Source organism: Micromonospora nigra (genome assembly GCF_900091585.1).
Taxonomy (GTDB): Bacteria; Actinomycetota; Actinomycetes; order Mycobacteriales; family Micromonosporaceae; genus Micromonospora; species Micromonospora nigra.
Map to the genome: position 1 here is coordinate 4,346,568 of NZ_FMHT01000003.1, position 15,500 is coordinate 4,362,067.

At 74.2% G+C, this 15,500-nt stretch carries 17 protein-coding genes; 5 read left to right on the plus strand and 12 right to left on the minus strand.

Going from position 1 to position 15,500, the window contains the following annotated elements:
- Positions 1-54 precede the first annotated feature (54 nt).
- Positions 55-1,161, minus strand: a complete 1,107-nt coding sequence (locus GA0070616_RS18930; RefSeq protein ID WP_091084541.1) for a hypothetical protein — start codon at positions 1,159-1,161, stop codon at positions 55-57.
- Positions 1,162-1,343: 182 nt separating this feature from the next.
- Here GA0070616_RS18930 and GA0070616_RS18935 point away from each other — a divergent pair, with 182 nt between their 5' ends.
- The gene (locus GA0070616_RS18935) at positions 1,344-2,078 is read left to right on the plus strand and encodes a Clp protease N-terminal domain-containing protein (RefSeq protein ID WP_091084546.1); all 735 of its coding nucleotides are present in this window, start codon (positions 1,344-1,346) and stop codon (positions 2,076-2,078) included.
- A 33-nt stretch (positions 2,079-2,111) separates the two neighbouring features.
- Here GA0070616_RS18935 and GA0070616_RS18940 read toward each other — a convergent pair whose 3' ends face one another.
- From GA0070616_RS18940 to GA0070616_RS18955, 4 genes are all read right to left on the minus strand, one after another.
- Complete coding sequence (locus GA0070616_RS18940) at positions 2,112-2,630, minus strand: hypothetical protein (RefSeq protein ID WP_091084550.1); 519 nt, start codon at positions 2,628-2,630, stop codon at positions 2,112-2,114.
- A gap of 111 nt (positions 2,631-2,741) precedes the next feature.
- A complete protein-coding gene (locus GA0070616_RS18945) occupies positions 2,742-2,921 on the minus strand; it encodes a hypothetical protein (protein WP_091084554.1) in 180 nt (59 codons plus the stop codon).
- Between the two features lie 64 nt (positions 2,922-2,985).
- A complete protein-coding gene (locus tag GA0070616_RS18950; RefSeq protein WP_091084558.1) occupies positions 2,986-4,014 on the minus strand; it encodes a sensor histidine kinase in 1,029 nt (342 codons plus the stop codon).
- Positions 4,007-4,702: a response regulator transcription factor gene (locus GA0070616_RS18955; RefSeq protein WP_091084561.1), complete on the minus strand. Its 696-nt coding sequence runs from the start codon at positions 4,700-4,702 to the stop codon at positions 4,007-4,009. Before GA0070616_RS18955 ends, GA0070616_RS18950 begins: the two co-directional genes overlap by 8 nt.
- A 162-nt stretch (positions 4,703-4,864) precedes the next feature.
- Between GA0070616_RS18955 and GA0070616_RS18960 the strand changes: the two genes are divergently transcribed.
- The gene (locus tag GA0070616_RS18960) at positions 4,865-5,572 is read left to right on the plus strand and encodes a GNAT family N-acetyltransferase (RefSeq protein WP_091084564.1); all 708 of its coding nucleotides are present in this window, start codon (positions 4,865-4,867) and stop codon (positions 5,570-5,572) included.
- Between the two features lie 266 nt (positions 5,573-5,838).
- Here GA0070616_RS18960 and GA0070616_RS18965 read toward each other — a convergent pair whose 3' ends face one another.
- The 4 genes from GA0070616_RS18965 to GA0070616_RS18980 all read right to left on the minus strand — a co-directional run bounded on the left by GA0070616_RS18965 (position 5,839) and on the right by GA0070616_RS18980 (position 9,035).
- Positions 5,839-6,537: a TetR/AcrR family transcriptional regulator gene (locus GA0070616_RS18965; protein ID WP_091084567.1), complete on the minus strand. Its 699-nt coding sequence runs from the start codon at positions 6,535-6,537 to the stop codon at positions 5,839-5,841.
- Positions 6,500-6,988 carry a thiol-disulfide oxidoreductase DCC family protein gene (locus tag GA0070616_RS18970; RefSeq protein WP_091084570.1) on the minus strand — a complete coding sequence of 163 codons (489 nt, stop codon included), beginning with the start codon at positions 6,986-6,988 and terminating at the stop codon, positions 6,500-6,502. The genes GA0070616_RS18965 and GA0070616_RS18970 overlap by 38 nt, the downstream gene beginning before the upstream one ends.
- Positions 6,985-7,449, minus strand: a complete 465-nt coding sequence (locus GA0070616_RS18975; protein WP_245712831.1) for a hypothetical protein — start codon at positions 7,447-7,449, stop codon at positions 6,985-6,987. Before GA0070616_RS18975 ends, GA0070616_RS18970 begins: the two co-directional genes overlap by 4 nt.
- Before the next feature lie 134 nt (positions 7,450-7,583).
- Positions 7,584-9,035 carry a glycoside hydrolase family 3 N-terminal domain-containing protein gene (locus GA0070616_RS18980; protein ID WP_091091123.1) on the minus strand — a complete coding sequence of 484 codons (1,452 nt, stop codon included), beginning with the start codon at positions 9,033-9,035 and terminating at the stop codon, positions 7,584-7,586.
- Between the two features lie 137 nt (positions 9,036-9,172).
- Here GA0070616_RS18980 and GA0070616_RS18985 point away from each other — a divergent pair, with 137 nt between their 5' ends.
- The gene (locus tag GA0070616_RS18985; RefSeq protein ID WP_091084572.1) at positions 9,173-10,369 is read left to right on the plus strand and encodes an ROK family transcriptional regulator; all 1,197 of its coding nucleotides are present in this window, start codon (positions 9,173-9,175) and stop codon (positions 10,367-10,369) included.
- Between the two features lie 130 nt (positions 10,370-10,499).
- On the opposite strand, the gene GA0070616_RS18990 is transcribed toward GA0070616_RS18985, so the two are convergent.
- Together GA0070616_RS18990 and GA0070616_RS18995 are read right to left on the minus strand one after the other, a co-directional pair.
- Entirely contained in the window at positions 10,500-11,519 is a 1,020-nt protein-coding gene (locus tag GA0070616_RS18990) for an ABC transporter permease subunit (protein WP_091084575.1), read from the minus strand.
- On the minus strand, positions 11,516-12,562 hold the full coding sequence (locus GA0070616_RS18995; protein WP_091084578.1) for an ABC transporter ATP-binding protein: 1,047 nt from the start codon (positions 12,560-12,562) through the stop codon (positions 11,516-11,518). The genes GA0070616_RS18990 and GA0070616_RS18995 overlap by 4 nt, the downstream gene beginning before the upstream one ends.
- A 55-nt stretch (positions 12,563-12,617) precedes the next feature.
- Here GA0070616_RS18995 and GA0070616_RS19000 point away from each other — a divergent pair, with 55 nt between their 5' ends.
- Positions 12,618-13,535 carry an ABC transporter ATP-binding protein gene (locus tag GA0070616_RS19000; RefSeq protein ID WP_091084581.1) on the plus strand — a complete coding sequence of 306 codons (918 nt, stop codon included), beginning with the start codon at positions 12,618-12,620 and terminating at the stop codon, positions 13,533-13,535.
- Positions 13,536-13,555: 20 nt separating this feature from the next.
- Positions 13,556-14,458: a ribokinase gene (locus tag GA0070616_RS19005; protein WP_091084584.1), complete on the plus strand. Its 903-nt coding sequence runs from the start codon at positions 13,556-13,558 to the stop codon at positions 14,456-14,458.
- Here GA0070616_RS19005 and ftrA read toward each other — a convergent pair.
- Positions 14,440-15,453, minus strand: coding sequence for a transcriptional regulator FtrA (gene ftrA / locus GA0070616_RS19010; RefSeq protein ID WP_175440130.1), 1,014 nt, complete (start codon positions 15,451-15,453; stop codon positions 14,440-14,442). The two genes, GA0070616_RS19005 and ftrA, sit on opposite strands and share 19 nt — an antisense overlap.
- Positions 15,454-15,500: the final 47 nt, after the last annotated feature.

Here is a 15,500-nt window from a genome sequence, read left to right on the forward strand (position 1 = left end):
ACCACGGTAGCCGGGTGGTGGACGGCCCGGCGCGGGAGGCGGGCGGCGTGGGGCCTACGCGGGGTCGCGGCGGATGGCGTGGCGGAGCCTGCGCCGCACCCCTCCAGCGGCGCGGGCTCCGAGTCGCGAGAGGACCTCCTCGGGGTGGCGGTCCGCGCGGCGACCGAGCGCGTCGGCGTGCCCCAGCATGCCGACGATCGTCTGGATCGCCGCGTCGAGGACCTGCGCGTCGGCGAGGTCGTCCGGGATGAGGGTCTGCTTCATGCCGGTCGGCCGCAGTTCGGCGAGGTCGCCCACGACCTGGCACGGGTAGTCCCGCAGCTCCTTGATCTGCTGGTCGGCGAGGTCGCTCACCCACTCGGCCCGCTCCAGACCGACGCCGAACTTCAGCTCGTTCGGCCGTCGCTTGAGCACCGCGTCGACCAGGTGACGCTGGACGACCTTCTGGTACGGCGTCCGCAGCGGATACCGGTCGCCGAGAGCCTGGTTGACGCGGCGCAGCACCTCGGCCTCGGCCGCGCCGAGGGAGGGGTTCGAGGTGGGCACGTCCAGTTCGCACAGCCCGTCGGGGATGCCCAGGACGCCGGCGAAGCGCCGCCACAGCAGGTCGTGCGGGGCGCCGGAGGGTGGGACCGTGACCAGGTGACGGCGCTCGGCGGGGACGAGGTCGCCCCACCGGCGCAGCATCCGGGGAGCCGTGTAGTTGTCCCAGAAGGTGTCGAACTTCCCGGCTTCGACGGCCCGCAGGAAGTCGCCGAAGCGCCAGGCGCTGCGGGCCCGGATGCTCTGCTGCCAGGTGGACGGGAAGGTGCGCCACAGGTCGCGTCCCGCCACGACGACGTGGACCTCGGCGGGTTGCAGGCTCTCGACCGCGCGTGCCGCCTGCTCGCCGGTGGCCGCGCCCAGCCCCTCGTTGCTGATGATCACGTCACCGGACCACTTGCGGCACTTGGCGGCCAGGCGGTCCCACGTCCATCGGGCGTCGCCGTCGCGCCAGTACACCTCGCGCAGGTCGGCCATGGCCTGGTCGTGGGCGGTGGAGCTGCCGGGCAGCAGGATGCCGGCGTCCCGCAGGGCGCTCCAGTTCTTCCAGAGCACGTGCTGCACGTAGGTGCTGCCGGTCTTCGGCGCGCCGACGTGCAGGTAGACGCGTCTGGCCATGCTGCCTCCCGGGACGGACGGACGGCCGGCGGTGGTCGGTTCCGCAGGCCGACCCACCCTGGCACAGGGGGGTCGGACGCAGGCTGAACACCGGTTTGCGGCTCGGTGGCGGGCCGGTAACCGCGAATAGCTGCCGTCAACTCAGGGTTGACGATTATGGTCCGTCAACCTATGGTTGACGCATGACGGATCCCGTGCAGATGAGCAACCCCGTACGCCTGGACGACCTGATCCAGGGCATCAAGACGGCGCGTCCCGACGTGCTCGACCAGCTCGCCGACGCGGTGGTCGTGGGCGAACACCTCGGCGACGTCGCCGACCACCTGATCGGTCACTTCGTCGACCAGGCCCGCCGCTCCGGCGCCTCGTGGACCGACATCGGCCGCAGCATGGGGGTCAGCAAACAGGCGGCGCAGAAGCGGTTCGTGCCCAAGGCCACCGACGCGCCCCTGGACCCGCAGCAGGGCTTCGCCCGGTTCACCCTGCCCGCCCGCAACGTCGTGATGATGTCGCAGGAGGAGGCGCGGGCGGGCGGGCACGCCGAGATCCGCCCCGGTCACCTCCTGCTCGGCCTGCTCGCCGAGCCCGAGGCGATCGCCGCGCGGGTGATCGTGGCGGCGGGGGTGCCGCTGGAGCGGGTCCGGCAGGCCGCGACGGCCGCGCTGCCGCCGCCGGTCGGCGGCGAGGTGCCGGCCCTGATCCCGTACGACGGGCAGGCGAAGAAGGCCCTGGAGCTGACCTTCCGGGAGGCGCTGCGCCTGGGGCACAACTACATCGGCACCGAGCACATCCTGCTGGCCCTGCTGGAGCAGGAGGGAGGCGACGGGGTGCTCACCGGCCTCGGTGTCGACAAGGGCGCGGCCGAGACCGCGATCGCCTCGGCGATCCGGGACGCCGTGCGGACCGCCGAGGGGTGAGCATCGGGGAGCTGGCGGGGTGGCCGGGGAGTGTCAGGGCTCGGTCGGGAAGCCGTACCGGGCGGCGTGCTCGGGGTCGGTCGGGTCGACCTGGCGGATCCCGGCGTCGGCGAGGCGCTTGTTGACCTCGTCGAGCCGCTCCCGCACCAGCCGGGCCTCCTCCTCGGTGACCCGGCCCCGGTGCGGCCTGCCGGCGTGCTCGATCGTGCTGTAGTCGACCTTCTCGGCGCCCCGGCGGGCCTTCGGCGGACGCACCCGCTCGGCGGTCTTGAGTAGCTGCGCCATCGGCACGTCGGTGGCCATCGCGTCGAACTCGCTCGCGGTCAGCACCACCCGGCGCGGCTCGCCACCACCCAGCCGGTCGTGGATCTCGACGACGGCCACGTCCAGCGCCGCGTCGTCGATGTTCTCCACCTCCGTCGGGGTGGCGTCCAGTTGCACGGGCCCGGCCACCAGGTCAGGGTGCTCCAGCACGACGACCTTGACGACCTCGTCGTCGGGCCGCAGCACGGTGCCGCTGAAGTCGGAGACCTGGATCGTCTTCTTGCCCATGCGCGGAGCTTCTCCTGTCGGTGGCCGGGTGCCGGACCAGAAGAAGTTACCCGACAGGTGTGCGAACGGTGCCGCTGGACCGCCGGGTGTGTCGCCGCCGTGCCGGCAACGTCAGTGGGCGCCGAGGTTGCGGGTGGACGTTCCGGCCGGCAGTCGGTTCAGCTCCCCCCAGGGGAGGTCGGCGCGGGTGCCCCGGTACGGCGGCTGCGCCGGGAAGCGCCCGGCGACCCCCGTTCCACGCCAGATCTGTCGGATGTCCTGGTGGTGCCGGTCGTTCGGGTGATTTGGCATGACCCCTACCGTCCCAGACAAAGTTGGCCATGTATGGAAATGAATATGACGTACAGTCGATGCGTCAGGTTCCCGCTGGTCGGAGCCGAACCACGAACCGGCAGCCGCCCGCGACGTTGTGAACCTCTACCCGCCCGCCATGCGCTTCAACCAGACCGCGCACGATTGCCAGGCCCAGGCCGCCGGACGGGGCCGCCCCGCCGTCGCGTGGCCGCGGGGTACGCGCCGGCTCACCCCGGAACGCGACCTCGAACAGCCGGGACAGGTCCCGCTCCGGGATGCCGCCGCAGGTGTCCGTGACGGCCAGCCAGGCGCTCTCGGCGTCGCGCCCGGACTCCACCCGGACGGTGCCGTCGTCCGGCGTGTAGCGCACGGCGTTGACCAGCAGGTTCCCCACCACCCGGGCCAGTTCCGGCTCGCTGGCCACCACCGTCGGCCAGCCCTGCTCGGCGGCCTCCAGCCGGATCCGGCGGGCGGCGGCCAGCGGCGCCGTGCCGGCCAGGGCGTCGGAGACCACGTCGCGCAGTGGCACCGCGGCCAGGCTCAGTCGCAGTGCGCCCGCGTTGATCCGGGACAGCTCGAACAGGTCGTCCACGAGCCGCGCCATCCGGTCGGTCTCCACCCGGATCCGGCGGTGGTACTCGGCGACAGTCGCCGGGTCACGCACCACCCGGTCCTCCAGCGCCTCGGCCATGGCCCGGAGCCCGGCGAGGGGAGTGCGCAGGTCGTGCGACACCCAGGCCACCAGGTCCCGCCGGCCCTGCTCGACCCGACGCTCCCGCTGCCGGGCCTGGTCGGCCCACACCGCCGCGGCAGCCAGCCGGCGACCGAACAACCAGCCCATCGCGAGACTGACCACGGCCGCCGCCGACACGGTGATCAGCACCACCTCCAGGTCGTGGGCGGAGAGGAACATCGCCTCGGCGACCACCACCACGCCCGCGACCACGGCGGCGACGGTCACGGTGAGCAGTGCCACGACGTGCACGGTGACCGACCGGCCCCGCAGCGCCCGCAGCGCCAACGCACCGGCCGCCCCCACGCCCGACGCCGCACCGAGCGCCGCCGCGAAGATGAGCAGCAGGTCACCCATCGGTCGGCTCGTACCGGTAGCCCACGCCCCAGACGGTGACGATCCGCCGGGGCCGCGCCGGGTCGGCCTCGATCTTCTCCCGCAGCCGCCGCACGTGCACCGTCACCGTGGACTGGTCGCCGAAGCTCCAACCCCACACCCGTTCCAGCAGCTCCGCCCGGCGCAACGCCCGGCCGGGATGGCGCATCAGGTGCGCCAGCAGGTCGAACTCCCGCAGCGTCAGGGTCAGCTCCCGGCCGTCCAGCCGTGCCACCCGGGGCCCGGTGGCCACCTCCAGGCCACCGTCGGTCAGCACCGCGGGGCCCGCGCCGAGTGGCTCCCCGCCGACCCGCCGCAGCACCGAGCCGACCCGCAGCACCAGCTCGCGGGGAGAGAACGGCTTGCCCAGGTAGTCGTCCGCGCCCAGTTGGAGCCCGAGGATCCGGTCAGCCTCGTCACCCCGCGCGGTCAGCATGATCACGGGTACGCCGTCCGGCCGGGCCCGCAGTCGCCGGCAGACCTCCAGCCCGTCGAGCACCGGCAGCATCAGGTCGAGCACGACCAGATCAGGGGGCTCGGCGGCGACGGCGGCCAGGGCGGCGGCCCCGTCGCCGACGTGGTCCACCCGGTAACCGGCGTGTTCCAGGTAGCGGCACACCACGTCACTGACCGTCCGGTCGTCGTCGACGACCAGCACCCGCTGCGCCACCGGGCACCTCCCTCGCGTGCCGGCCAGCGTAGCGGCGCGTACCCCCTCGGGGTCTTTCATGCTTCTTACGGTGGCTGCGGGGGTCGGCACGCCCGCCGTGGCGGTCCGTCGTACCGTGATCTACGGAACGGGTCGGCGCGGACCGCGCGGGGAGGTGGGTCGATGCTCGACCGGCGACTGCACCAGCACCTCGCGACCTGGCTCGGCCAATGGCCTGCCGGCCCCGGCCTGCACGTCGTGCGCTCCTACCGGCGGGCCCGGCCCGCCTGGGACGGCCGGCTGCGCCCGGCCCTCGCGGTCGGCGTCGGGGCGAGCACCGTGCTGTCGGTGGCCCCGGACCGGGTCGACGCGGTGCGTGCCCTCGTCGGCGACTCGGTCCGGGCCGTGGGCGGCGAACCGGCCCCGGCCGTGGGTGCCGATCCGGCGCGGCTGCTGTCGGCGCTGCCCGCGGCGGTCGGTCACCCGGCCTGGGAGGTGCACGACGACGTGTTCCGGTGGTGTGCGACGGCGGCCGACCTGCCGGACGCGGGCGAGTGGGTGCCGCCGGATCTGCCGGGGCTGCCGTCCTGGCTGCGACTGTTCGACCGGGCGGTGCTGGTGGCGCGCGACGGGCGGGGCCGCTACCTGTCCGGGGTGGGGATCAAACGGCACGACGCGTACGGCCACGAGCTGGCGGTGGGCACCGTCCCGGTGGCGCGCGGCCGGGGACTGGCCCGGCGGCTGGTGGCCCAGGCGGCCCGCCGGGTGCTCGCCGAGGGCGCGGTGCCGACCTACCTGCACGCGCGGGGCAACCTCGCCTCCGCGCGGGTCGCCGAGGCGGCCGGGTTCCCGGACCGGGGTTGGCGGTCGTTCGGCGTCTACCCGAGCTGAGTGCGGCGTCCACCCGAGCTGAGTGCGGCGTCCACCCGAGCCGAGTTTGGCGTCCACCCGAGCCGAGGGACGCGTCGGCAGGGCGCGGACCGTGGATCCCGGGCCGGATCCACGGTCCGCAGCCTCCCCCCAGGTCCCCGGTGCGGGTCAGTCGCTGGCGATCACGCTACGTATCGAAAGGGTGTGGGGCAAGTGGCGTACGGCTGGTCATGACTGTCCAATAGTGGACTCGACCTGGGCGGGCTGTTTCGGCCCGACGCCGGGCGTCAGTGACGCAGCGTGCGAATGAGGTCGATCGCCTGCCGGGTGACGGGGCGGAGTACCCGCAACCGGGACAGTGCCACCAGCCGGTCGACGAGTGGCACCGCGCCGTCGATCAGTCGTCGGGTCTTCGCCTGCTCCGGTGAACGGTCGTGCACCCAGTACAGGACCACCCCCATGTACGCCAGCCACAGCAGCTCGGGCAGCTCGGCGCGCAGCTCGGGGTCGACCTTGGCGGTGGAACCGGTGAGCACCTCCGCGAACAGGGCGATCGACGCCTGCCGGGGGGCCGACGACTCCACCGAGAAGGGGCTCAGCGGCGAGGTGGGCTCGGCGGCGGTCTTGAAGAAGGAACCGGCGAACTCGTGCGAGGGGGTCAGCACGTCGATGCCGGCGTGCAGCACCCCGGCCAGCCGCGCGGCGAATCCGCTTTCCCGGGTCAGCACGAGCCGGGCCGCCGCCCGGTGTTCGTCCTGCGTGCGGGCGTAGAACTCCTGGATCAGGTGGTCCTTGGACGCGAAGTAGTAGTAGGCGTTGCCGACCGCGACACCGGCCTCCTGCGCGATCGCCCGCATGGTGGTGCGGGCGTACCCGCGCTCGCGGAACAGCCGCATCGCGGTGTCCAGGATCAGCCGCCGGGTCTGCTCGCCGCGCGCGGTCGCCGGTTCACCCGCAGCGGTCGTCGGCGCAGTCTGGTCGGTCATCGGCGTCACCGTATCCCGTCGGGTCGTCGACCGTCCGTTGCTGCGGCTCGCGGAGTCGTTCCCGCAGCGCGGCGGCGGTGACGATCAGCCGGCGGGCCAGTGGCAGCAGGCGGGGGCGGGCCAGCCGGTCGGCGGTCTCCCGGTGGTCGGCGAGTGCCCACAGGCAGGCGAACCACGCGCCGTCGCCCGCGTACACCGCGCCGGTGTCGGCCACCACGGTCAGGTCGCGCAGGGTGGCGTCGTGGTCCAGGCCGGGAAAGCGCCGCCGGGCCTGCGCCGAGCCGGCCGGCACGAACTCCAGGGGTACGAGCTGGGGGCGCTCGGCGAGCCAGCGGCGGGCGGTGCGGCACAGCGGGCAGTGCGCGTCGTAGAGGACGGTGAGTGCCCGGATCCCACCGCCCCCGTGTGCGGTGGGATCCGGCGGCCCGTCCGGCCGGGGCGGGTGACTCACTGCGGCGGTGGGAACGCGGTCGGTCGCCCGCCGGCCTGCGGGTGGTGACCGCCCTGGGCCGGGACGGGGGTCTGCGGGAGGTGGCCGACCGGGGCGAGCGGGGGATGGGTGGCGGTCTGGCGCAGTCGGCCGCGCCGGTAACGGTTGAGGGCGTACACGTTGAAGAAGTGCAGCGCGCCGAGCACCAGCAGCACCAGGCCGATCTTCAGCGACAGCTCCTCCATCGCCTCGCTGGCGGTGTGCACCGGGTCGGCGTGCCGCATGGCGACGGTGACGTAGCCGAGGTTGAGCAGGTAGAAGCCGACGACCAGGAGGTTGTTCACCGCGCGGGCCAGGCGTTCGTCGGCGAACACGTCGTCGAGGAAGACCATGCCGTTGCGGGTCAACGCGCGGGCCACCCAGACGGTCAGCCCGATGCTGACGGCCAGGTACGCCAGGTACATCCACACCTTGATGTCCATCTCACGCCCTTCTTGAACCTGTTCAAGTTCCTCGGGTCAGCGTATGACAGAACTTGAACGCGTTCAACACTGGGGTGGCCGGGACCACGAGGGGCGGTGCCGGACCTCCGGCACCGCCCCTCGTGGGTCGACGTTCAGCCCGCCAGGCCGAGCGCCTCCGCCGCGGCGCGGCCGTTGGCGTGGCTCGCCCCGTAGGTGGTGACGAACGCACGGACGCCGGCCGGTCGCCAGGTCGCGGGCCAACCCATCTCCACCACGGCGACCGGGTGCTCGGCGGCCAGCGCGGACACCAGCCCGACCCCACCGGGCAGCCGGTGCAGGTGCCGGCCCACCAGCACGATCGGCCGGTCGCCCGCGAGCCGGCGCAGCGCGGCGGCGTCGGTCTCGGTGGCCACGACGCGTACCTGCTCGGTGTCGGCGAGGTGAGGGCCGAGCCCCCACGGGACGCGCCCCTCGGCGATCGTGGACGCGGCATGCAACTGCACGACCAGGGGCCGGTGCCACCCGGGCGACGCCCCCTCGACGCGTACGGCGCGGCGGGCCGCCGCGTACCCCAGCTCGGGTGCCGGGGCTGCGGGCCGGCTGTCGGCCCGCAGCCCGGCCGCCAGGTCGGCGGCGCGGCCGGCGGCCTGCTCGACGCGCCCCCGGTCGAGGCTGCCGTCGCCCAGGGCGGCCACGATCGCGGCGACGACGTGCTCCACCAGGCTCGCGTCGACCTTCGCACCGATGCACAGCAGGTCGGCTCCGGCCGCGAGGGCCCGCACGGCGGCGGGACCGATCCCGCCGGCCGCAACCGCCGCGCCCTTCATCTCCAGGGCGTCGGTGACCACGGCCCCGGTGAAGCCGTACTCCCCGCGAAGCAGGTCCACCAGGACGGCCCGGCTGAAGGTGGCCGGGTCGTCGCCGGTGAGGGCGGGCACCCGGATGTGGGCGGTCATCACGGCCCGGGTGCCGGCGGCCACGGCGGCGGCGAAGGGTGGCAGGTCGCGGCGGCGCAGCACGTCGAGGGGCGCGTCGACGAGCGGCAACTCGTGGTGCGAGTCGGCGACGGTCGCCCCGTGGCCGGGGAAGTGCTTCGCGCAGGCTGCCACTCCGGTGTCCTGGAGGCCGCGTACCGCCGCCGCGGTGTGCGTCGCGACCCGCTCCGGATCGGCCCCGAACGAGCGGGTGCCGATCACCGGGTTCTCGTCGGCGGTGTTGACGTCCACGGTCGGGGCCAGGTTCACGGTGATGCCGGCGGCGGCCAGTTCCGCGCCGATGGCCGCGTAGACCTCGCGGGTGAGGGCCGGGTCGTCGATCGCGCCCAGCGCGGCGTTGCCCGGGTAGGGGCTGCCGGTGGCGTGCGCCAGCCGGGTCACGTCGCCGCCCTCCTCGTCGATGGCGACCAGCACGTCCGGGCGGCCGGCGCGCAGTGCGGCGGTGGCCGCCGCGAGTTGGGCCGGGTCGTGGACGTTGGTGCCGAACAGGGTGTGCCCGGCCAGGCCGTCGGCCACCAGGCCGACCGCCCAGGCGGGCGGAACCGGCCCCGGGTACGCGGCCAGCAGCGTGCCCAGCACGAGGCGGCGCAGTCCTGCATCGAGCCCCAACGTGATCTCCCCTTCCGGTGTGCGGTGTCGTGCCGGGTCGGCCGAGCGCAGCGCTCCCACGTGGCCGATACGCTACGGCTACCCGTTCCCAGGTCGGTTTACAGTTAGCAAAGTTTACTAAAACTAGAGGACGTGGCATGAGTGCGACCAGGCTGCCCGGCACCCCCCGCCTGTTACGGGCGCTCAACGACCGTGCGGCGCTGGAGCTGCTGCTCGAGCAGGGGCCGCTGACCCGCGCCCGGCTCGGCGAGCTGACCGGATTGTCCAAGGTCACCGCGTCGCAGCTGGTGGAGCGCCTGGAGGAGCGCGGCCTGGTCGCCCGGGTCGGCGAGCAGGCCGGCGGGCGGGGCCCGAACGCCCAGCTGTACGCCGTGCGACCCGGCAGTGCCCACGTCGTCGGCGTGGACGTCGGCCCGGACCGGGTGGTCGCCGCGTGCGCGGACATCACCGGAGCGGTCCTCGGCCGGGTGGAACAGTCCACCCGGGACACCGACGACCCGGTGGGCGTGGTGCACAACGCGGTGGTGCAGGCCGCCAGCAGCGCCCAGGCACCGCTTTCCAGCGTCCGCCGGATCGTGCTGGGAACCCCCGGTCTGGTCGACCCGCACACCGGCGACATCACCTTCGCGTTCAACCTGCCGCGCTGGCACACCGGTCTGCTCGCCGCGCTCCGCGACGACCTGGACACTCCGGTGGTCTTCGAGAACGACGTCAACCTCGCCGCGATCGCCGAGGCGCAGTCCGGCGCGGCCCGGGGTGTGTCGGACTTCGTGCTGGTCTGGGTCGGTGCCGGCGTCGGCCTGGCGATCGTGCTCGGTGGTCGGCTGCACCACGGCAGCAGCGGCGCGGCCGGCGAGATCGGTTACCTGCCGGTGCCCGGTGCGCCCATCCCGCGGGACGTCTCCCGCCGGGCGAAGCCCGCCTTCCAGCAGCTCGCCGGAGCCGACGCGGTGCTGGCCCTGGCCCGCGAGTACGGCTACCCCGACGACACCGCCGCCGGGGCGGTGCGGGCGGCCATCACCGACGGCGCTGGCGGCGCGCGGGTGGTCGACGACGGCGGCCCGATGATCGACGAGGTGGCCCGCCGGCTCGCTCTGGGTGTGGCGAGCACCTGTGTGGTGCTCGACCCGCCCCTGGTGGTGCTGGCCGGCGAGGTCGGTCAGGCCGGCGGGACGGCGCTGGCCGAGCGGGTGCAGCGCGAGGTCGCCGCGATCACCCTGGTGCGGCCCCGGGTGGTGCCCACCGGGCTGACCGAGGAGCCGGTCCTGCACGGCGCGCTGCGCACCGCCCTGGACGCCGTCCGCGACGAGGTGTTCGGCTCCACGGTGGGCTGATGCTCCACGGTGAGCTGATACGCAGCCGGCGGCCATGTGAAGGAATTCTTCGCCGCCGAACCTGCCCGCGCAAGATGGCGCCGCCCCGGGGGTGGTGCGCCGGGCCGGCGCGGCCCCGTGTGCGGGTGGCTCACATCAGGTCGCGCCGACGGAACACGGCGAATGCCGCCGTCGTCAGCCCGCCGGCCAGCAGCAGCAGGACGGCCAGGCCGGTCGGCCAGGTCAACTCGTACATCAGGTCACACGAGCCGTAGGACGTGGGGACGCAGGGTCGGCCGTCCCAGAACTCGACCCGCCCCGCCAGCCACGCGCCGACGTAACTGGACAACATCAGCTGGTCGGGTCTCGCCGTCTCCAGGATCTCCATCACCAGGCGGGCACCCAGCTCCCACACCACCACGTAGGCCGCGACCGCCCCCAACGCCGCCGAGGTGTGCCGGCCCAGGGTCGCGACCGCGAAACCCGTCGCCGCCGCCAGCAGCACCACCAGCAGGCCCCGTCCCCAGATCGCGCCGATCTCCGACCAGAACGCGGCGTCCAGCGTGCCGGGCAGGCCCGTGGCCCGGGCCACCGTCCAGAAGGTGCCGAGATAGACCACCGAGGCGACCAGCGACAGTGCCAGCACCGCCCCCAGCAGGGCGGCGAGCTTCGTGCCCAGCACCGTCATCCGGCGTGGCCGCCACAACAGCAGGTTCACCACGCCCCCGGAGTTCAGGTCGGCCCCGATGTAGGACGCGCCCACCAGGAAACCGAACAGCACCAGGAAGGCGATGAGGAAGTACAACAACGGGAGCGCCTCCTGGGAGAAGACGAACACCCCGGTCAGGTAGTCGGTCGCCACCGGCAGCCGCTCCCGCAACGCCGGGTCGACCTCGCTGCAGTCGCGCGGCAGGTAGCCGCCCTCCTCGCCGGGGGCGGTGGGCAGGGCACCGCGTTCCCGCGCCAGGCACCGTTCGTACCGGGCCTCCAGGTCGCGCAAGTTGTCGGCAGCCTGCCGCTGGGCGGCCGCCAGCTCCGCCGCCGTCGGCTGGTGTGACCCGGCCACCGTCGTCGCGGTGGTCACTCCGAACGCCAGCACCAGCAGCACCACCATGAGCTGCACGAAGCGGCGCGCACCCAGGCGCTCCAGCTCGGCACGGACCAGGTTCACGCGTCCACTCCCTGTGCGTCGAGGTCGATCACGTCGCCGCCGGTGCGTGTCCCTCGACTCTCGTCAGCGTTCGACAGGTCCCGGCCGGCCGCCGGGGTGGGACCCTCGGTCTGCCGGGGCACCCCGGGGCCGGTGGGAGCGCCGGTCAGCTCCAGGAACACGCTCTCCAGATCCGGCCGCAGCGGCGTCAGCTCGCGTACCCAGACGCCCTGCTCGCCGAGGGTGCGGCTGACCGTGGTGGCGTCGTCGACGCCGGTCACCACCAGGTGGTCGTCATGCCCGGCGACGCCCATGCCCGCCGCGTGCAGCAGCTCACCGGCGTGGCCCAGGTCGTCGGCCCGGACCAGGAACTCGTGCCGGTCGAAGCCGGCCAGCACCTCGCTCACCGGCCCGGCGGCCACCCGGCGGCCCCGCGAGATGATCGTGACGTGGTCGCAGATGAGCTGGATCTCGGCCAGGATGTGGCTGGACACCAGCACCGTCACCCCCGAGGCGGCCAGCGAGCGCATCAGGTCCCGCATCTCACGGATCCCCGCCGGGTCCAACCCGTTGGCCGGTTCGTCGAGGATCAGCAGCTCCGGGTCCTTCAGCAGCGCAGACGCCACCGCCAGCCGTTGCTTCATGCCCAGCGAGTAGCTGCGTACCCGCTCGTCGGCGCGGTCGCGCAGGCCGACCTGCTCCAGCACCGCGTACACCCGGTCGGTCGGCACCCCGCCGGCCCGGGCGAGCAGGCGCAGCGTGCGTTCGCCGGTGAAGTTGCCGAAGAACTGGGGGCTCTCCACGATCGCCCCCACCCGGCCCGCGACCCGGGGCAGCCGCTCCGGTGAGCTCTCGCCGAGCACCGTCAGTCGGCCCTCGTCGGCCCGGACGAGCCCGAGCAGGGCCCGCAGCGTGGTCGTCTTGCCGGAGCCGTTGGGGCCCAGGAAGCCGTGCACCTGCCCCGCCTCGACCCGCAGGTCGAAACCGTCGACGGCCACCCGCCGGCCGCGCCGCAGGCTGCGGAAGGTCTTCCGCAGGCCCTCGATCTCGATGACCGCGCTCATCCGCGTGGCCTCCAGCGTCGTCGCAGCACGGGGCGCCCTCCGGGTACGGTGATCAATGACACGCCGCCCCACCCTAGGCCCGGGTCGCCGCCCATGGGGGCAGTGCGGTGCTGCGTGGTTGGATGGTCGGGTGACTGGTGACCTGATCCCCGGCGCGACCGGCGCCGCCCCCGCCCCCTCGCCCGTGGACGCGGATCTGGTGGTCAGCCTCGACGGCGTCGGCGTGCGCCGGTCCGGCACCGCCCTGCTGCACGACGTCGACTGGCGGGTCGAACTGGACGAACGCTGGGTCGTGCTGGGCCCCAACGGGGCCGGCAAGACCACCCTGTTGAACCTGGCCGCCGGGCTGCTGCACCCCAGCACCGGCACCGTCCACGTGCTCGGTGAGCGCATCGGCCGCACCGACGTCACCGAGCTGCGTACCCGCATCGGGCTGTCCACGGCCGCCCTCGCCGAGCGCCTGCCCACCGACGAGAAGGTCGTCGACGTCGTGGTCACCGCCGCCTGGTCGGTGGTCGGCCGCTGGCGGGAGAACTACGACGCCGGCGACGAGGCCCGGGCCCGTACGCTGCTGGGGCAGCTCGGCATCGGCGGCCTCGCCGACCGTCGCTACGGCACCCTCTCCGAGGGCGAGCGCAAGCGGGTGCAGATCGCGCGGGCGTTGATGACCGACCCGGAACTGCTGCTGCTCGACGAGCCGGCCGCCGGTCTCGACCTGGGCGGCCGGGAGGACCTGGTGGCCCGCCTCGCCGAGCTGGCCCTCGATCCGGACGCCCCGGCGCTGGTGCTCGTCACCCACCACGTGGAGGAGATCCCGCCGGGCTTCACCCACGCGCTGCTGCTGCGCGAGGGCGGCGTCGTCGCCCAGGGCCTGTTGCACGAGACGCTGACCGGCGACAACCTCACCAAGACCTTCGGGCTGCCGCTGCTGGTCGACCGCGCCGGCGGCCGGTACACGGCCCGCGCCGCCTGAGCCGGCCGGAAGGAGCGACCGTGCGGCAGACCCGGGTCGTCGTGGTCGGCAGCGCCAACATGGACCTGGTGGCCACCGCCGGCGCCCTGCCCCGGCCGGGCGAGACCCTGCTCGGCACGGACTTCGTCACGGTGCCCGGCGGCAAGGGGGCCAACCAGGCCATCGCCGCCGCCCGTGCCGGCGCGTCCAGCGCGTTCCTCGGCGCCATCGGCTCGGACGCGTTCGGGGTGACGCTGCGCGCCCGCATCACGGCGGCCGGCGTCGACACCGAGCAGATGCGTGTGGCGTACGGCGCCTCCGGGGTGGCACTGGTCATGGTCAACGCGGCCGGCGAGAACGCCATCCTGGTGACCCCGGGGGCCAACGCCACGTTCACCGAGCTGACGGCAGCGGAGCTGACCGCCGTCCGGGAAGCCGACGTGCTGGTCGCCCAGCTGGAGATCCCGGTCGAGACGGTGACCGCGGCGGCCGTGGCCGCCCGGTCCGCCGGCACCCGGGTGGTGCTCAACGCCGCCCCGGCGATGCCGCTGCCGGCGGACCTGCTCGCCGCCGTGGACCTGCTGGTGGTCAACGAGACCGAGGCGCAGTTCCTCACCGGCGGCCGGGGCCGCGACGAGCCGGGGGCGCTGCTGGAACTGGTGCCCCGCGCGGTGCTGACGCTCGGTCAGCAGGGTGCCTGGTACGTCGACCGCGAGGGCGGCCACGTGCACGTGCCGGCGGTCGAGGTCGACGTGGTGGACTCCACCGCCGCCGGGGACGCGTTCACCGGCGCGCTCGCCGTCGCCTGGGGTGAGGGCCGCGACCTGGTCGACGCGGTGCGGTGGGCGGCGGCGGCCGGCGCGGCCTGCGTACGCCGGCTCGGGGCCAGCGTCTCCCTGCCCCACCGCGTCGAGATCGACCAGCTCTATCGGCCGGCCACCTGACGCCCGTCCCGCGTCACCTCACCCGGCGGGCCGGCGGCCGTGCGGAAGGCGCGGCGGTAGGCCGACGGGGACGTGCGCATCGCCTTCGTGAAGTGGTGCCGGTAGGTGACGGGGCTGTCGAAGCCGACCGCCGCGGCGACCCGTTCGACCGAGGTCTCGCCGGTCTCCAGCAGGGGCAGGCTGGCCCGCACCCGCTGGTCGACCAGCCAGCGGATCGGGCTGGTGCCGGTGGCCCGGGAGAAGTGCCGCAGATAGCTGCGCGACGACATGCGGGCCTGCCCGGCCAGCCGGGCCACGGTCAGCGGCTCCGCCAGGTGGGCCACCGCCCAGGCCATGCTGGCGGCGATCCGGTCGTCGTCCGGGTCGGCGGGGACCGGCGTCTCGATGAACTGCGCCTGCCCACCGTCGCGGTGCGGCGGGATCACCAGCCGTCGGGCGACGGCGTTGGCGATCGACGCCCCGTGGTCGTGGCGCACCACGTGCACGCACAGGTCCAGGCCGGCGGCGCTGCCCGCGCTGGTCAGGATGTCGCCGTCGTCCAGGTAGAGCACGTCGGGGCGGACCCGGACGCGGGGGTGGCGGCGGGCCAGCCGGTCGGCGTAGCGCCAGTGGGTGGTGGCTGCGCGCCCGTCGAGCAGGCCGGCCCCGGCCAGGGCGAACGCGCCCGAACAGATGGACATGATGCGGGCACCACGGGCGTGGGCCCGGCGCAGGGCGGTGACCAGCAGGGGGGACGGGTCGGCGGTGACGTCGGCGACCCCGGGTACGACCACCGTCGCGGCGGCGGCCAGGGTGTCCAGCCCGTACGGGGTGTGCAGGCGCGCGCCGCCGAGCACCGGCACCTCGCCGGGCTGTTCGGCGCACACGGTCACGTCGTACCAGGGCACGCCGAACTCGGGCCGGGGCAGCCCGAACACCTCGGTGACGATGCCCGTCTCGAACACGGACATGCCGGGGTACGCCAGGACGGCGACGCTGCGCTCGACCACTGCCATGGCGGAATGTTAGCGGTCAGCGGCGTCGACGCCACTCGTGCCCGGCC

Coding starts and splice junctions, on each gene's coding strand:
- ftrA (WP_175440130.1), bottom strand. CDS start 15,453: ATGGCAGTGGTCGAGCGCAGCGTCGCCGTCCTGGCGTACCCCGGCATG.
- GA0070616_RS18960 (WP_091084564.1), top strand. CDS start 4,865: ATGCTCGACCGGCGACTGCACCAGCACCTCGCGACCTGGCTCGGCCAA.
- GA0070616_RS18945 (WP_091084554.1), bottom strand. CDS start 2,921: ATGCCAAATCACCCGAACGACCGGCACCACCAGGACATCCGACAGATC.
- GA0070616_RS19000 (WP_091084581.1), top strand. CDS start 12,618: ATGACACGCCGCCCCACCCTAGGCCCGGGTCGCCGCCCATGGGGGCAG.
- GA0070616_RS18985 (WP_091084572.1), top strand. CDS start 9,173: ATGAGTGCGACCAGGCTGCCCGGCACCCCCCGCCTGTTACGGGCGCTC.
- GA0070616_RS18930 (WP_091084541.1), bottom strand. CDS start 1,161: ATGGCCAGACGCGTCTACCTGCACGTCGGCGCGCCGAAGACCGGCAGC.
- GA0070616_RS18965 (WP_091084567.1), bottom strand. CDS start 6,537: ATGACCGACCAGACTGCGCCGACGACCGCTGCGGGTGAACCGGCGACC.
- GA0070616_RS18975 (WP_245712831.1), bottom strand. CDS start 7,449: ATGGACATCAAGGTGTGGATGTACCTGGCGTACCTGGCCGTCAGCATC.
- GA0070616_RS18940 (WP_091084550.1), bottom strand. CDS start 2,630: ATGGGCAAGAAGACGATCCAGGTCTCCGACTTCAGCGGCACCGTGCTG.
- GA0070616_RS18935 (WP_091084546.1), top strand. CDS start 1,344: ATGACGGATCCCGTGCAGATGAGCAACCCCGTACGCCTGGACGACCTG.
- GA0070616_RS18950 (WP_091084558.1), bottom strand. CDS start 4,014: ATGGGTGACCTGCTGCTCATCTTCGCGGCGGCGCTCGGTGCGGCGTCG.
- GA0070616_RS18995 (WP_091084578.1), bottom strand. CDS start 12,562: ATGAGCGCGGTCATCGAGATCGAGGGCCTGCGGAAGACCTTCCGCAGC.